General features: G+C 63.1%; 8 protein-coding genes. 4 read left to right on the top strand and 4 right to left on the bottom strand.

All coding sequences use genetic code 11. From position 1 onward, the window contains the following. Positions 1 to 10: 10 nt before the first annotated feature. Positions 11 to 1,393, top strand: a complete 1,383-nt coding sequence (locus AD670_RS06405; RefSeq protein WP_053129426.1) for a class II fumarate hydratase — start codon at positions 11 to 13, stop codon at positions 1,391 to 1,393. Here the strand turns inward: AD670_RS06405 and AD670_RS06400 are convergent. The 3 genes from AD670_RS06400 to pap form a co-directional block, all read right to left on the bottom strand. Further along, on the bottom strand, positions 1,390 to 2,346 hold the full coding sequence (locus AD670_RS06400; RefSeq protein ID WP_053129423.1) for a DMT family transporter: 957 nt from the start codon (positions 2,344 to 2,346) through the stop codon (positions 1,390 to 1,392). The two genes, AD670_RS06405 and AD670_RS06400, sit on opposite strands and share 4 nt — an antisense overlap. 130 nt (positions 2,347 to 2,476) lie before the next feature. After that, positions 2,477 to 3,661, bottom strand: coding sequence for a thiolase family protein (locus tag AD670_RS06395; protein WP_053129420.1), 1,185 nt, complete (start codon positions 3,659 to 3,661; stop codon positions 2,477 to 2,479). 353 nt (positions 3,662 to 4,014) lie between these two features. Next, positions 4,015 to 5,529: a polyphosphate:AMP phosphotransferase gene (gene pap / locus AD670_RS06390; protein ID WP_053129417.1), complete on the bottom strand. Its 1,515-nt coding sequence runs from the start codon at positions 5,527 to 5,529 to the stop codon at positions 4,015 to 4,017. Between the two features lie 141 nt (positions 5,530 to 5,670). Between pap and mnmC the strand changes: the two genes are divergently transcribed. Further along, positions 5,671 to 7,665, top strand: coding sequence for a bifunctional tRNA (5-methylaminomethyl-2-thiouridine)(34)-methyltransferase MnmD/FAD-dependent 5-carboxymethylaminomethyl-2-thiouridine(34) oxidoreductase MnmC (mnmC, locus tag AD670_RS06385; protein ID WP_053129413.1), 1,995 nt, complete (start codon positions 5,671 to 5,673; stop codon positions 7,663 to 7,665). A gap of 8 nt (positions 7,666 to 7,673) precedes the next feature. On the opposite strand, the gene AD670_RS06380 is transcribed toward mnmC, so the two are convergent. Then, on the bottom strand, positions 7,674 to 12,515 hold the full coding sequence (locus AD670_RS06380; protein WP_053129410.1) for an NEL-type E3 ubiquitin ligase domain-containing protein: 4,842 nt from the start codon (positions 12,513 to 12,515) through the stop codon (positions 7,674 to 7,676). 310 nt (positions 12,516 to 12,825) lie between these two features. Between AD670_RS06380 and AD670_RS06375 the strand changes: the two genes are divergently transcribed. Together AD670_RS06375 and ngg are read left to right on the top strand one after the other, a co-directional pair. Then, positions 12,826 to 14,598: an N-acetylglutaminylglutamine amidotransferase gene (locus AD670_RS06375; protein WP_053129407.1), complete on the top strand. Its 1,773-nt coding sequence runs from the start codon at positions 12,826 to 12,828 to the stop codon at positions 14,596 to 14,598. Between the two features lie 3 nt (positions 14,599 to 14,601). Beyond that, on the top strand, positions 14,602 to 16,350 hold the full coding sequence (ngg, locus tag AD670_RS06370) for an N-acetylglutaminylglutamine synthetase (protein ID WP_053129403.1): 1,749 nt from the start codon (positions 14,602 to 14,604) through the stop codon (positions 16,348 to 16,350). Positions 16,351 to 16,390: the final 40 nt, after the last annotated feature.

Genomic DNA, 16,390 nt, shown 5'->3' with positions numbered 1-16,390 from the left:
AGTGTGCCCGATGAGCCGTATCGAAACCGACAGCCTGGGAGAAGTGGAAGTCCCGGATGACGCTTACTGGGGCGCCCAGACCCAACGTTCGCTGGTGAATTTCGCCATCGGCGAGCAGCGCATGCCGCTGGCGGTACTGCACGCGCTGGCCCTGATCAAGAAGGCTGCCGCCCGGGTCAACGACCGCAACGGCGACCTGCCCGCCGATATCGCCCGCCTGATCGAACAAGCCGCCGACGAAGTGCTCGCCGGTCAACATGATGACCAGTTCCCCCTGGTCGTCTGGCAAACCGGCAGCGGCACCCAGAGCAACATGAACGCCAACGAGGTCATCGCCGGCCGCGCCAACGAGCTGTCGGGCAAGCCACGCGGCGGCAAGAGCCCGGTGCACCCCAACGATCACGTGAACCGTTCCCAAAGCTCCAACGACTGCTTCCCCACCGCCATGAGCATTGCGGCCGTGCAAGCGGTGCACAAGCAGTTGTTGCCGGCGATCAACACGCTGTCCGGCGGCCTCGCAGAATTGTCGGCACGGCATACGAAACTGGTGAAGACCGGCCGCACCCACATGATGGACGCCACGCCGATCACTTTCGGCCAGGAAATCTCGGCGTTTATCGCCCAGCTCGATTACGCCGAACGTGCGATCCGCAGCGCCCTGCCCCAGGTGTGCGAGCTGGCCCAGGGCGGTACGGCCGTGGGCACCGGGCTGAATGCGCCCCATGGCTTCAGCGAAGCGATTGCCTCGGAATTGGCCGCCTTGTCGGGCCTGCCCTTCGTCACCGCGCCGAACAAATTCGCCGCATTGGCCGGCCACGAACCGATCGTGACCCTGCACGGCGCCCTGAAAACCCTGGCCGTGGCCTTGATGAAAATCGCCAACGACCTGCGCCTGCTGGGCTCCGGCCCGCGCGCCGGCCTGGCGGAGGTGAAACTGCCGGCCAACGAACCGGGCAGTTCGATCATGCCCGGCAAGGTCAACCCGACCCAATGCGAAGCGCTGTCGATGCTGGCCTGCCAGGTGCTGGGCAATGACGTGACCATCGGCATTGCGGCGAGCCAAGGGCATTTGCAGTTGAACGTGTACAAGCCGGTGATCATCCACAACCTGCTGGAATCGATCCGCCTGTTGGCCGATGGCTGCAATAACTTCCAGGAGCACTGCATCGCCGGCCTCGAACCCGACGCCGCGAAAATGGCCGAGCACCTGGAGCGCGGGCTGATGCTGGTCACGGCGCTCAACCCACACATCGGCTATGACAAGTCGGCAGAGATCGCCAAGAAGGCCTACGCCGAGGGCTTGACCCTTCGGGAAGCGGCGCTGGACCTGGGCTACCTCACCGACGCAGAGTTCGACCAGTGGGTACGCCCGGAAAACATGCTGGGCGCCTAAGACGCCATACGTAGCCGCCGGGCCTTGAGCCCGGCGAGCAACGACGGCGCCAGCGCGACTGCCGCCGAGCCCATGACGACCACCAACGCGCCAAAATAGCCCAGGGCATTGATCTCTTCGGCCTGTACATAGTCCGGCCACAGCCACGCGGCCAACGCCACCGCCATAAAGGTCACCAGCGGCGTCAGGGCCAGGGTCGCACTCACCCGCGAGGCTTCCCAATGGGCCAGGGCTTCGGCAAATGCGCCGTAGGCCACCAACGTGTTCATGCAGCACGCGAGCAACAGCCAGCCCTGCAGCGGGCTCAGGTCCAAGGCCTCCAGCGGATGCGCCCAAGGCGTCAGCAGCACGGCGCAGGACAGGTAGATCACCATCATCACTTGCAGTGAGTTCCATACCGTCAGCAACTGCTTCTGGCCCAAGGCATAGAACACCCAGACAGACGTCGCGAGCAGGATCGTCAGCACCCCGGCGGTGTAGGCGCCCAAAGACGTCAGCAATTCTTCCAGGCGTTGGTTGAAGAACAGCCCGAAACCGACGATCAGCACCACCAGGCCCACGCTCTGCCCGACGCTGAAACGCTCCTTGAACACAAACACGCTGGCGATCATCAAAAAGATCGGGCCCATCTGCACCACCAACTGCGCGGTGCCGGGGCTGAGCAGTTTCAGACCCACCAGGTACAACACGTAGTTACCCATCAGGCCGCACACCGCCATCGCCACCAGCCAGCCGCCCTTGGGACCAAGCACTGTACGACTGGGCAGGCGCTTGGTCGCGGCGAGGTACACGAACAGGCAACTGCCGGCCACTACCAGGCGAAACCAGGTCACGGTGATCGGGTCCATCACCTGCAACACCTGCTTGAGTTTGATCGGCAGAATGCCCCAGAGCAGCGCGGTCAGCAGGGTCAGGAAAAAACCGTAGACCCAGCGGCCGGAAGAGATGTGCATGAGTGCCCCAGAAAATGCCAGAGGTGGAGGAGCGGCCATTCTAGGGGCAAGCGAACGAATTGGGATACGCCGCAGTTCAAATGTGGAAGGGGCGGTGTGACGATTCGACTTGCCCCCTCCCACATGTTGCTTAGCGTACGGCTTCAAACAGTCCCGTGGCGCCCATGCCGCCGCCCACGCACATGGTGACGATGCCATAACGCAAATTGCGCCGTTGCAGCTCACGCACCAGGTGCCCCACTTGCCGCGAGCCGGTCATGCCGAACGGGTGGCCGATGGAAATCGAGCCGCCGTTGACGTTGTACCGGGCGTTGTCGATTTCCAGGCGATTGCGCGCGTACAGGCACTGCGAAGCAAATGCCTCGTTGAGTTCCCACAGGTCGATGTCTGCCACCTGCAAGCCCCGCGCCTTGAGCAGCTTGGGCACCGAGAACACCGGGCCGATACCCATCTCATCCGGCTCGCAACCGGCCACGGTAAATCCACGAAAAAACGCCTTGGGCTTGAGCCCCAGTTCCAGGGCTTTCTCCAGGCTCATCACCAGCGTCATCGAAGCGCCGTCGGAGAGCTGCGACGAGTTACCCGCCGTCACCGAGCCGTCTTCGGCAAACACCGGCTTCAAACCGGACAGGCTGGCCAACGTGGTGTCCGGGCGGTTGCAGTCATCGCGGTCGACCACGCCGTCAAGGATCTGCACAGCGCCGGTATTCTTGTCCTCGACCTTGTACTTGACCGCCATCGCCACGATTTCATCGTCGAACAAGCCATCCGCCTGGGCCTGGGCCGTGCGCTGCTGGCTTTGCTGGGCGTAGAGGTCCTGCTCTTCGCGGCTGACGTTGTAGCGGCGGGCGACGATTTCGGCGGTCTGGCCCATGGGAAAGTAGATGCCCGGCACCTGCTCCTTGAGCAGCGGGTTGATCAGGTTATCGGTGTTGACGCTTTTCATGGTCAGGCTGATGGACTCGACGCCGCCGGCGACGATGATGTCGCTGCAGCCCGAAGCGATCTGATTGGCCGCAATCGCAATCGCCTGCAAACCCGACGAGCAGAACCGGTTGAGGGTCATGCCCGCCGTGCCGGTGCCCAATTGCGACAGCACGGCCACGTTGCGACCGATGTTGTAGCCCTGGGCGCCCTCGTTGGAACCGGCGCCGACGATGCAATCCTCGACCGACGCCGGATCGATACCGTTGCGGGCCAGCAGCGCGTTGACGCAATGGGCCGCCATGTCATCCGGGCGGGTCTGGTTGAATTTGCCGCGAAAGGATTTGGCCAGGCCGGTTCGCACGCTGTCGACGATCACTACTTCACGCATGGGCTACCTCGATCTTGTCGTTGTGGGGAGATGGATCGAGGATAGATCCAGGCCTGCCCCACCGCGACGATCATTCACCCGGCATATACAAAAGCATGGTGACAACCATAAACCTGTGGCGAGCAGGCTTGTTGTGGCAAGTGGGCTTGTGTGGCGAGCGGGCTTGTTGTGGCGAGCAGGCTTGCCCTGCGTTGGGGCGCGAAGCGGCCCTGATCCAGGCGCCGCGTTCTTTCAGGCAGACCTTATTAGCTGGTTTGGGGGCCGCTTCGCAGCCCAACGCGGGGCAAGCCCGCTCGCCACAACAGGCCCGCTTGCCACAGAGGGCTGCAGCCTGAACAACACCAGGCCAGTGGTTACTTCTGTTTCTTCTTGTCGTGCTTGTCGGACTTGGCGAACGCCTCCTCCAAGGCCAGGTTGATGGTGCGCAACACCTTGACCCGCGCCCAGCGTTTGTCATTGGCCTCCACCAGCGTCCATGGCGAGACTTCGGTGCTCGTGCGGTCGACCATATCGCCCACTGCCGCGCGGTAGTCATCCCACTTTTCGCGGTTGCGCCAGTCGTCTTCGGTGATCTTGAAGCGCTTGAAGGGGATTTCCTCGCGGGCCTGGAAGCGTTCCAGTTGGGTCTGCTTGTCGATGGCCAGCCAGAACTTGACCACGATCACGCCCGCGTCGCGCAGTTGTTCCTCAAAATCATTGATCTCGCCATAGGCACGCATCCAGTCTGCCGGGGTACAGAAACCCTCGATACGCTCCACCAGCACGCGGCCGTACCACGAGCGGTCGAACACGGTGAATTTGCCCCGCGCCGGGATCTTCTGCCAGAACCGCCACAGATAAGGCTGGGCGCGCTCATCCTCGGTGGGCGCGGCAATCGGCACGATGTGGTACTGGCGCGGGTCGAGCGCGGCCGCCACCCGACGGATCGCCCCGCCCTTGCCCGCCGCGTCGTTGCCTTCAAAGACCGTCACCAGTGCGTGCTTGCGCATGCGTTTGTCGCGCATCAGGCCGGAGAAGCGCGCCTGCTCGGTAATCAGTTGTTCTTCGTAATCGTCCTTGTCCAGGCTCAGGGTCATGTCGAGGCTGTTGAGCAGGCTCATCTGGTCCACGGCCGACGGCAACGGCGCCGGGTTCATGCCGCTGGCCTTGCCCTTGGGTTGCTTGAGGGCGTTCTGCAGGCCTTCGAGCAGGATCTTGCCCACGGTGAGGCTGCGGTAATGGGCATCGACGCCTTCGATCACATGCCAGGGCGCATAGTCGCGGCTGGTACGGCGCAGGATGCGCTCGCCGAAATGCACGAACTTGTCGTAGGTCTTGGACTGCTGCCAGTCCAGCGGGCTGATGCGCCAGCTGTGCAACGGGTCATCGGCCAGGGCCTTGAGCCGCGCCTTCATTTGCTTCTTGGACAGGTGGAACCAGAACTTGAAGATCACTGCGCCTTCATCGCAGAGCATTTTCTCCAGGCGCTCGGCACCGGCAATCCCCTGATCGAGCCGCGCATCCTTGATCTCGCCGTGCACCCGGCTTTGCAGCATCTGGCTGTACCAGTTGCCGAAAAAGATGCCCATGCGGCCTTTGGCAGGCAGTTGGCGCCAATAACGCCAGGCCGGTGGACGGGCCAGTTCTTCGTCGGTCTGCTGGTCGAAGGTGCGCACCTCGATCAGGCGCGGGTCCATCCATTCATTCAGCAGTTTGACCGTCTCACCTTTGCCGGCGCCTTCAATGCCGTTGATCAGGATGATCACCGGGAAGCGCTTTTGCTGTTGCAGCTCGTACTGCACCTCCAGCAAGGCTTCGCGCAGGGCCGGGACTTCGGCCTCAAAGGTGTCTTTGTCGATGGCGTGACCGATTTCGGCAGATTCGAACATGGGCGGCTCCGTTCCAGAATTCAGCAAGACTAGCGGATTGGGCAACGCGGCGTGCCAGGAAATTCCACCGCCGCTTGCCATGGATCAATGACGCGCCTGTTGATCGGCTAGAATGGCCGCCTTGCCTTTACCGAGCCGCCCATGAATCCGATCACCCACGCCCAGCTCGACTGGGATGACCAAGGTCGCCCGCACTCGCGAGTGTTCGATGACGTGTATTTCTCCGACCAGTCGGGCCTGGATGAAACCCGCTATGTGTTCCTCCAACAGAACCGTTTGCAGGAGCGTTTCGCCGCACTGCCGGCGGACGGGCGGTTGGTGATTGGCGAGACCGGCTTCGGCACCGGGCTGAATTTTCTCTGCGCCTGGCAGTTGTTCGAACAACACGCGGTGGCCGGTGCGCGCCTGCACTTTGTCAGCGTGGAGAAGTACCCGCTGAGTCACGCCGACCTGCAACGCGCCCTCGCCCTCTGGCCGGAGCTGGCGCCGTTCGCCGAACAACTGCTAGCGCACTACATCGCCATCCACCAAGGCTTCCAGCGCCTGGTGCTGGATAACGGTCGCGTCACCCTCACGCTGCTGATCGGCGATGCCCTGGAGCAACTGCCGCAACTGGACGCGCAGATCGACGCGTGGTTTCTCGACGGTTTCGCCCCGGCGAAAAATCCCGAGATGTGGAGCGCCGAACTGTTCGCCGAACTGGCACGCCTGGCCGCGCCGGGCTCGACCATCAGCACCTTCACCAGTACCGGCTGGGTGCGGCGGCTGATCAATGCCGCCGGCTTCAAGATGAAACGCACCCCAGGCATCGGCCACAAGTGGGAGATTCTGCGCGGTGAGTTTCTCGGCTGGCCGACCGACACGCCGCAACCTGCCAGCCCCAAACCCTGGTTCGCGCGCCCTCCCATGCCCAACGGCGAGCGCCGCGCCCTGGTGATCGGCGGCGGCCTGGCCGGTTGCGCCAGCGCCGCCAGCCTGGCGGCACGGGGTTGGCAGGTCAGCCTGCTGGAACGGCATGACGGCCTCGCTCAGGAGGCATCCGGCAATCCACAAGGGGTGCTGTATCTGAAGCTGTCGGCACATGGCACGGCGTTGTCGCAGATGATTGTCAGCGGTTTCGGGCATACCCGGCGCCTGCTGGAGCACCTGCAACGGGGGGTGGATTGGGACGGTTGCGGCGTACTGCAACTGGCCTTCAATGCCAAGGAGGCCGAACGCCAGGCGCAGTTGGCCCAGGCATTCGCCCCGCAGCTGCTGCATCTGCTGGATAAGGCTCAAGCCCAGGCCCGAGCCGGTGTGGGCCTGGAGCATGGCGGGTTGTTTTTCCCCGAGGGCGGCTGGGTGCATCCGCCCGCGCTGTGCCAATGGCAGGCCCGCCAGCCAGGCATCGAAGTGCTGGCCCATCATGATGTGCTGGAGTTGCGCAAAGTCGACGACCACTGGCAAGCCTGGGACGCCGATCAGCTGCTCGCCAGCGCCCCCGTGGTGGTGTTGGCCGGGGCCGCTGAAGTCAAACGTTTTGCCGCCAGCGCCGAGCTGCCCCTCAAGCGTATCCGCGGGCAAATCACCCGACTGCCGCAGACTGCCGCCAGCCGGGCCCTGGCCACGGTGGTGTGTGCCGAAGGCTATGTGGCGCCGGCCCGCCAGGGCGAACACACCCTGGGCGCCAGCTTTGATTTCAACAGCGACGACCTCACCCCTACCGCTGCCGAGCACGCCGGTAACCTTGAGCTGCTGCAAGAGATCTCTCCGGACCTGGCCGAGCGCCTGCACGCCGCCGACCTTGCCGCGCACACCCTGGAAGGCCGCGCCGCGTTTCGCTGCACCAGCCCGGACTACTTGCCGATAGTCGGGCCACTGGCCGACACCCTGGCGTTCGACCAAGCCTACGCCTCGCTACGCAAAGACGCGCGCCACACGCCGCAGGCCGCCTGCCCCTGGCTGGACGGCCTGTACATCAACAGCGGTCACGGCTCACGGGGCCTGATCACCGCGCCACTGTCCGGCGAGTTGCTGGCAGCATGGCTGGACAACGAACCGCTGCCGCTACCGCGCAGTGTGGCCGAAGCCTGCCATCCGAACCGGTTCGCGGTACGCGCGTTGATTCGCAGCAACACGGTAAAAACCCCTCGGTAAGTGCAGGCTCAACGCGACGGCGGCAAGGCGCAGGCGTCCAGGTCATCGGCTCTCAACGCCGCCTCAGTCTGGCGTTCGAGCTCGGCGGACTCTGCCCGGTCCTGCTCGCCGCCGATCCTGTCGATTTCAGTTTTATAGGTGGCGTCATCCAGGGTTTCCCGCTTATCGAACAGCTCTTCGGAGCGCGCACGAAAGGGCTGGCTCAAGGCTTCGAACGCGTCGGGGTCAGTGATTTTCAGATACTTGACCCACCACGGCTGCTTGGCCAGATACTTCAACAGCTGCGGCGACAGCTCAGCCTCTTTCACCTGTGCCTCAGCGCGCCTGAGCATATGCTGGGTTACCCCGGCCAGGCTGGCGTAACGCATATGGCGAGGTTGCCCGGGCAAATGCAGGCGCTCGACCAAGCCCGTGCGAAAGGCCAGGTGCACCTCCAGCGGATCGAGGGCCGGATGCTCGGAGCTGTACCGGCGGGCGATGGACGCCAACTGATCCAGGCGAAACAAGCCCTTGCCCAGGCTCAGCAACGGTTTGGCCGTGGCCTCACCACTCTCGACCTTTCGCACCGCCTCACGGACCAGGACCATGGTCTGCACGTCACTGAACGTCACCGCTGCGGAATCATCACAGTTCAATGGCGTGGCCGCCAGGTCGAAGACTGTCGTGCGCAATTCATCATCGGCCGCTATCGCGTCCAGCACTTCCCAGACCCGCGTCTCCATGTCCTCACGCACATACATGCTGTCTGCCGTACCTTCCAGGCCGGCCAGCAGATTGAACAGCCCATCGGAAACCGGCTCATCCCAAAGCCCTTTCCACGTCGCCGCCTTTTCGGCATAGGCCGGCAAGCGCTCATCCCCCAGCCACAACGCCTTGGCCCGCTGCTCGTTGAGCCGGCCAATGTGATCCTCGAGAAAGCCCATGCCCTCGCCCGTCGCTGCCTTGTGGGTGCTCAGTAACTGACGGCTGGTGTCATCCAGTGGATTTTGATCCAGATGGATGTTCTCGGGTCTGTTGAGTGTCGAATCGAACAACCAGGCCGGCAGGCTGGCAATATCATTGCCCCGCAGGTCCAGGCGTTTGAGGCCCGGAATGTTCCTGATGCCCGCCGGCAGGCTTGTAAGACGGCAATTGCGCAACGCCAACGTCTGCAAATCAAGCATCTTGTGGACGATGGGCGGATCCAGCAGCGGGTTGTTGCTCAGGTTCAGCACCTTCAACGCCCTGAGGTCCGCGAGTTTGGTGCGGGTGTACTCCGTCAGTTGCAGCCGGTTATGGTCCAGGTACAAATAACTGAGCTGCTTCATCTGCTGAAGCACTTCAGGTAATCGCGTGAGCTGGTTGTCCGTCAGCTCCAGAGCGCGCACCCCCTTGAAGTGCCGGATAAAGTACGACACATCATCGTTAAGCCCCATCCGCTTGAGCGACAGTTGTTGCACATGATCGAATTGGACGTCCGGCGGCAGGGTCGGCAAGCCTGCCAGGGTCATGCCGTCAAGGGACAGGCTCGGGACTTTCCGGCCTTCTGCATCGGACGCCACCAACGCATATCGCCAGCTGTTCTTGATCGCCTCTGCGGCTTGGTGCCGCGCCTGGCGGACGTCCCGCAGGGCCTGGTCCGAGCGCGCTTGCACCACCTTTTCCTTGGCCCACAGTTTCAGGGTTCGTTGCAGCTTCTCGTACTGCTCCTCACGCGCGCGCACGGCATTGGCACGGGCCAGGTCATCGCTGCCCAGGCCCTGCAAGAAGCTCGAAACGCGCACGCTGTCGAACCAGGGGTAGAGTTTCCTGACCTTATATTCCAATCCTCGCGGGAATCGCTGCGGCTGCGCCGGAATCGCCTGGATACACACGGGTGCACGCTCCTGCGGTAGCGCACGTTCCGGCCACAGGTAACGGGCAATCCGGCTTCGCTCATCCTGGGATTTGCTGATGATGGCGTGCCGCAAGTGGCTGGCCCTGCCGTTTCCGGTAAGGTGCATTGCGTCGAGTTGCTCGCTGGTCAAACAATCGAGCAGCGCCGTGTAGAAACCTTCCGAGCCGCCGGCCAGCGCCCCCAACGGCGCCCCTTGCCCATCGTGGGCACGAAACCCCTTGGCCGACTGAACCACCACGCGCGTCACAGCGACGTCTGAATCGCCGACCTGGGCCAGGACCTCGCCCCCCACGCGCTCACGGCGCACGTTCAGCGACATATCCTCGGGCCAGCCGGGTAGCCGCCGCAGCAAGCCGGTAGCGATGCGGCGAGTAGCATCGTTGGCCAATTCCGGTACATACAGGCCCGTCAGGGCCTCGTCTTCTTCCTGCACCTCCTGGGTCTCCCGCGCCCATTGACTGAGGCGCAACGGCACGTGCCGGGTATGACGCAAGCGCAAGCGCTCGGCGCTGGAGGCTTTGCTCATGACCTCCCAGGCGAGCCGAATGGGCAACCGTGGATGACGATCCTTGAGCAACCCATGGTCCGTGCGGTCGCCGACGTCGGCATGCGCCCGCAGGCGTTCATACAGCGCTCGATGATTCTGCTTGATCGATGCCGTCAGGCGTTGCGTCAATATGGCTGGCTCCTCCCCAGGCTGAAAGGTGCCTTCCAGCAGTTTCAGCTTCTCCTCATCGTCCAGGGCGGCCAGCAACGTGGGAATGATCTGCCCGCTTTTCAGTTGCTGCGCAGTGAGGTGGATGCTCAAGTCTTCGTAGTCAAATGGCGCGGTGTCAGGGTGACGCTCAAGCACATACCCCTCATCGTCCAGCAGTTCGAAAAAACGCCCTTGGGGCCAGCCGTCCATCAGCGGCAGAGCCTGCATCTGCACATGAGAGGTGGTGGCATCGAGGGGGGCTTCATTTTCCATTTGCCAGACCAGGTCGCGAACACCCTGGTTCTGCCTGAAGCGCTGCGCACAGTCGCGCAGCCGCTCCGGCAGCGGCAGGTTGTCCCTGGCCAGTTGCTTCAGGCGCGACAGGTTCATGTCGGTGATCGCAGCGATGTCGCGCAATTGCTCGGGAGTAAAGGATTTCAGGGTCGGGTCCAGGCGCCCCAGAATGTATTCGACATTTTCCCACTCATAAGGGCGTTCGAACGAGAACTGCCAGCCGCCCTGAAAGTTGTGGCTCACGGGCGGCTGGTACGCCGATGCACGCCGCGGATGCACGGCTCTCCAGCGACCGCTGCGGGCATCGAAGGTGATCGAATACACCCCGCCGTCGATATTGACGTACGACTGGCCATCGACCTGATACACCCCGCGAGGGCCGGCCACGCGTCCTTGCAGCGAGATGGACCGGCGGTAAGGCTCGGTACGGGTCCGCCATAGTCGCGTGGTCTGATCCGGCATCCGCACGCCTTCGACCTTGTCATACAGCCTCGATGTGGAGGGTGTGGATCGCCACAACCGGCCCACCACTTTCGTACCCGCCGCGAACAACGCCATGGCGGCAAGGTTTTCAGCAACGTTGGTCAGGTGCCGGAGTGCTTCGTGCTTGTCTTGGTGGACCCAATCATCCACCCCTTCGAAGACCTCCCCCAGAATTTGCCCCACTGCCACGCCCATCATCAACTGGCCGATGACCGGCACCATCAGCCCCGCGACATTCAGCACCGTCAGGCCAATGTCCAGGTAGTTCTGAATGCGCAGGCGACGCGCATCGTCATCGGCCTGGGCGTTGGGCACTGCCAATACCAAGGCATCGAGCCGGAGTTTGCCGACACAGGCGTTGAAAAAAAACGTCGACAGGTTGCTCGTTACCGCCAGCGGCTCCACCCGCACCAGGGTTTTGTTCTGGTCAAAGCGTTGAAAAAAATCGAAGCGCTCGGACTCATCCAGATAGCAGGTGAAAAAACCTCGATAAGCGCTGACCTGGAGCTTGAGCGCCAGGTAGACCTTGAACTGCTCCAGGGACTCGTAGCGATACCACGGCCGCACCGGCTCATTGGGCATGTACACCACAATCGGGCCACTGGAGAAACCCTCGGCAGCACTGCTGGAAAACACCAGCACACCCCACAGGCAAGTCCCGTTGATATTCAGGCCCTGCCAGGTCAGCGGCTGGCCGTTGAACCACACGTTTGAAATGTCGCTGGCCGGCAGGTCGACCCTGACCACGCCGAGCAACAGCGCACGGGTGGGTGCGTCGATATCCCCCTTGCCATAGGCCACCTGCAGGTCGATCTGCATATCCAGGCAACGGGGGTGACCAACCTCCCGCACCGCCGGGTTATGCCCGCGCCCGGTGTCCACGCTGCCCTCGGCTGGGACGGGCAGGTTGAACACCTCGCGGATATGGGCCTGATACGCCTCGCCCAGGTTCAGCTCCCGGCAGTAACCGACAAAGGTATGCGCGGTTAGATTCTGCGCAATGGCGCGCCCCGGCCCGACACGCACGACCGCGTTGAACGGTATGCCCCCGACCTCGGCAGCGGCGTCGGAAAAGTTCTGCATCGCCGCCTGCAGCAGGCTGTGCCTCTCCAGGTTGATGGTCTCGATCAGCCTGCCGCCAAGGTCCGCACCCACGCCACTGAATGAGCGTCTGGGCAGATCCAGGGTGTCATGGTCGATGTCCAGCCCAGCCAGCCCTTTGGTCGCCAGCAAGGCCGTGAGGCGTTCGCGGCAAAACTGATCGAGGGGCTTGAGGCGGCCCAGCAGCCGGTGCAGTTTTTCCCGTGGCCGTTCACTGTCGGCGTGTAGCTGCTCAATGGCCTGGAGCACTTGGGAATCGGCCTTGACCCACCAGGCCGGCAACCGCTCGTACAAGACCTGCGCGGTATCCAAGTCACCGGTGACATCCAGCAATGCGCTCATCAGTTCGTCCCGAGTCACCGGCACGACCACCTCACTCAAATTACCTGTTTGCGTCATTAACAACGTTCCTTCATTGCGTTGAACAATGACGCCAGACGATAGGCGCACCTTTGCCGCAAAAGGGTTCAAATAACTGCGCATTTGCCCTGCGCACCCCACGACTATTTGCATCTGAACGCGACCTAATTACCCCCACTTCGACCCACGCCATACGGGCCGCAGGGCCACTGGCCGAGGGGTACGGCTTTTTGCCATATAACTTATTGTTCTAAAACTCCGCGTATAGCCTCGGGTCAGTCCCTAGGTACCCGCCTTTTTGGCGCGGGTCTTTCTATCCCTCCCCAACGGAAAAACCGGTAAGGAACCTATGTGCGGATTAGCTGGCGAGTTACGTTTCGATCTTCAACCTGCGGACCTCGCAGCGGTGGAGCGAATCACCCATCACTTGGCACCACGCGGCCCTGACGCGTGGGGCTTCCACGCCCAAGGGCCGATTGCCCTGGGCCATCGACGCCTGAAAATCATGGACCTGTCGGACGGCTCCGCCCAACCGATGGTCGACGCCCAACTGGGCCTGTCCCTGGCGTTCAACGGTGCGATCTATAACTTCCCGGAATTGCGCCAGGAGCTTGAAGCCCTCGGCTATGCGTTCTATTCCGGTGGCGACACCGAAGTGTTGCTCAAGGGCTATCACGCCTGGGGCGAAGCGCTGCTGCCCAAGCTCAACGGCATGTTTGCCTTTGCCATCTGGGAGCGCGATGCCCAGCGCCTGTTCATCGCCCGTGACCGTCTTGGCGTCAAGCCGCTGTACCTGTCGCGCACCGGCCAGCGCCTGCGCTTTGCCTCGGCGCTGCCAGCGTTGCTCAAGGGCGGTGATATCAACCCGATCCTCGATCCGGTGGCGCTCAATCACTACTTGAATTTCCACGCCGTAGTGCCTGCACCACGCACCCTGCTGGCGGGTATTGAAAAACTGCCGCCGGCCAGTTGGATGCGCATTGATGCGCAGGGCAACACCGAGCAGAAAACCTGGTGGACCCTGCCCTACGGCCCCCATGAGGACGAGCGCAATCTCACCCTCGAAGACTGGACCGACCGCGTGCTCGACAGCACCCGCGAAGCCGTGGCCATCCGTCAACGGGCTGCCGTGGATGTCGGTGTGCTGCTCTCCGGCGGCGTCGACTCGAGCATGCTCGTCGGCCTGCTGCGTGAAGTCGGCGTGCAGGACCTGTCGACCTTCTCCATCGGTTTTGAAGACGCCGGTGGCGAGCGTGGCGACGAGTTCCAGTATTCGGACCTGATCGCCAAGCACTACGGCACCCGTCACCACCAACTGCGCATTGCCGAACGCGAGATCATCGAACAACTGCCGGCGGCGTTCCGCGCCATGAGCGAGCCGATGGTCAGCCATGACTGCATCGCCTTCTACCTGCTGTCGCGGGAAGTCGCCAAGCATTGCAAGGTGGTGCAGAGCGGCCAGGGCGCAGACGAGTTGTTCGCCGGTTACCACTGGTACCCGCAGGTGGATGGCGCGAGCGACCCGTATGCGGCTTATCGCGAAGCGTTCTTTGACCGCAGCTACGACGACTACGCCGCCACTGTCGCGCCGAAATGGCTGACCGCCAACGACGCCGCAGGCGACTTCGTTCGCGAGCATTTTGCGATGCCCGGCGCGGACGCCGCCGTGGACAAGGCGCTGCGCCTGGACAGCACGGTGATGCTGGTGGATGACCCGGTCAAACGTGTCGACAACATGACCATGGCCTGGGGCCTGGAAGCCCGCACACCGTTCCTCGACTACCGTCTGGTGGAGTTGTCGGCACGCGTGCCGGGCAAATTCAAATTGCCCGACGGTGGCAAGCAAGTGTTGAAAGAAGCCGCACGCCGGGTCATCCCGAGCGAAGTCATCGACCGCAAGAAAGGCTACTTCCCGGTACCGGGCCTCAAGCATTTGCAAGGCGACACCCTGAACTGGGTGCGCGAATTGCTGCTGGACCCGAGCCAGGATCGCGGCCTGTTCAACCCGGCCATGCTCGACCGCCTGCTCACCGACCCGCAGGGCCAATTGACCCCGCTGCGCGGCTCGAAATTGTGGCAACTGGCGGCGCTGAACCTGTGGCTCAGCGAACAAGGAATCTGATTGATGAAACCCCATGCAGCGGCTTACAGCCAACGCTTGTTGAAGGGCCAGGCGCCGACGTACGAGCGCCTGCAAGCGCGTCTGGCCGAAGATGGCAGCCCATTGGCCGCCGAGCCGATCGCCGTGCATTGCGGCTGGGGCCGGTTGTTGATCGGCCATACCTTCCCGGACCCGGCCAGCCTGGCCCAGGAGCTGCTCAACGAACAGCCCGGCGAGCGCGACATCGCACTCTACGTAGCGGCCCCCCAGCAGATCCTCGGAATCGATCCGCAGCAGCTGTTCCTCGATCCTTCGGACACCCTGCGTCTGTGGTTCAGCGACTACCGCCCGGCCACCCGTGTGTTTCGCGGCTTTCGGATTCGCCGGGTGCAGACCGAAGCCGATTGGCTGGCGGTGAACCAGCTGTACCAGGGGCGCGGCATGTTGCCGGTCGACGCCGCACGCCTCACACCGCGCCATGAAGGTGGCCCGGTGTATTGGCTGGCGGAAGACGAAGACAGTGGCACGATAATCGGCAGCGTGATGGGGCTGAACCATCAAAAAGCCTTCCACGACCCGGAAAACGGTTGCAGCTTGTGGTGCCTGGCGGTTGACCCGCAATGCACACGCCCCGGTGTCGGTGAAGTGCTGGTGCGCCACCTGGTGGAACACTTTATGAGCCGTGGCCTGAGCTATCTGGACCTGTCGGTGCTGCACGATAACCGCCAGGCCAAGAGCCTCTACGCCAAGCTGGGTTTCCGTGCGCTGACCACCTTTGCGATCAAGCGCAAGAACGGTATCAACCAGCCGCTGTTCCTCGGCCCCGGCCCGCAGGCGGGGTTCAACCCGTATGCGCGGATCATCGTCGAAGAGGCCCATCGCCGCGGTATTGATGTGCAGGTGGATGACGCCGACGCCGGCTTGTTCACCCTCAGCCATGGCGGGCGCCGCGTGCGCTGCCGCGAGTCGCTGAGCGACCTGACCAGCGCGATCAGCATGACCCTCTGCCAGGACAAGAGCCTCACCCACAAGGTGTTGAAAGCGGCGGGTTTGAAACTGCCTTCGCAGCAACTGGCGGGCAGTGCCGACGACAACCTGGAGTTCCTCGACGAACACCAGCGCATCGTGGTCAAGCCGCTCGATGGCGAACAAGGCCAGGGCGTGGCGGTGGATCTGCAGAGCATCGAAGAGGTGCAGCAGGCGATCGAAGCGGCGCGGCAGTTCGACAGCCGGGTGTTGCTCGAAAGCTTCCACGAAGGCCTGGACCTGCGCATTTTGGTGATTGGCTTTGAGGTAGTCGCCGCCGCGATCCGCCGCCCCGCCGAAGTGACCGGTGACGGCCAGCATTCCATCGGCGCGCTGATCGAAGCCCAGAGCCGACGCCGTCAGGCGGCCACCGATGGCGAAAGCAAAATCCCCGTGGATGCAGAAACCGAACGCACTCTGCACGCCGCCGGCTACGACTACAGCAGCATCCTGCCCCGTGGCCAGACCCTGGCCGTGCGCCGCACCGCCAACCTGCACACGGGAGGTTGCCTGGAAGACGTCACCGCGATCCTCCACCCCACGCTGGTCGACGCCGCCGTGCGTGCTGCCCGCGCCCTGGACATCCCAATGGTGGGCCTGGACCTGATGGTGCCCGCTGCCGATCAGCCCGAGTACGTATTTATCGAAGCCAACGAACGTGCCGGCCTGGCCAATCATGACCCGCAACCGACAGCGGAGAAGTTTGTGGACCTGTTATTCCCCCATAGCCAGCCGACGGCTCAATAACCCTGTGGCGAGCGGGCTTGCCACAACAAGCCCCTTAGCC

The sequence above is a fragment of the Pseudomonas sp. MIACH genome, assembly GCF_001269925.1.
Taxonomy (GTDB): domain Bacteria; phylum Pseudomonadota; class Gammaproteobacteria; order Pseudomonadales; family Pseudomonadaceae; genus Aquipseudomonas.
The sequence above is the reverse complement of the archived record's forward strand: the minus strand, read 5'-3'. Positions and strand labels throughout refer to the sequence as shown.

Bases quoted from the DNA above. Each gene is read 5' to 3' on its own strand.
- mnmC (WP_053129413.1), top strand. From the start codon at position 5,671: ATGAATCCGATCACCCACGCCCAGCTCGACTGGGATGACCAAGGTCGC.
- AD670_RS06405 (WP_053129426.1), top strand. From the start codon at position 11: ATGAGCCGTATCGAAACCGACAGCCTGGGAGAAGTGGAAGTCCCGGAT.
- AD670_RS06395 (WP_053129420.1), bottom strand. From the start codon at position 3,661: ATGCGTGAAGTAGTGATCGTCGACAGCGTGCGAACCGGCCTGGCCAAA.
- pap (WP_053129417.1), bottom strand. From the start codon at position 5,529: ATGTTCGAATCTGCCGAAATCGGTCACGCCATCGACAAAGACACCTTT.
- AD670_RS06375 (WP_053129407.1), top strand. From the start codon at position 12,826: ATGTGCGGATTAGCTGGCGAGTTACGTTTCGATCTTCAACCTGCGGAC.
- AD670_RS06380 (WP_053129410.1), bottom strand. From the start codon at position 12,515: ATGACGCAAACAGGTAATTTGAGTGAGGTGGTCGTGCCGGTGACTCGG.
- ngg (WP_053129403.1), top strand. From the start codon at position 14,602: ATGAAACCCCATGCAGCGGCTTACAGCCAACGCTTGTTGAAGGGCCAG.
- AD670_RS06400 (WP_053129423.1), bottom strand. From the start codon at position 2,346: ATGCACATCTCTTCCGGCCGCTGGGTCTACGGTTTTTTCCTGACCCTG.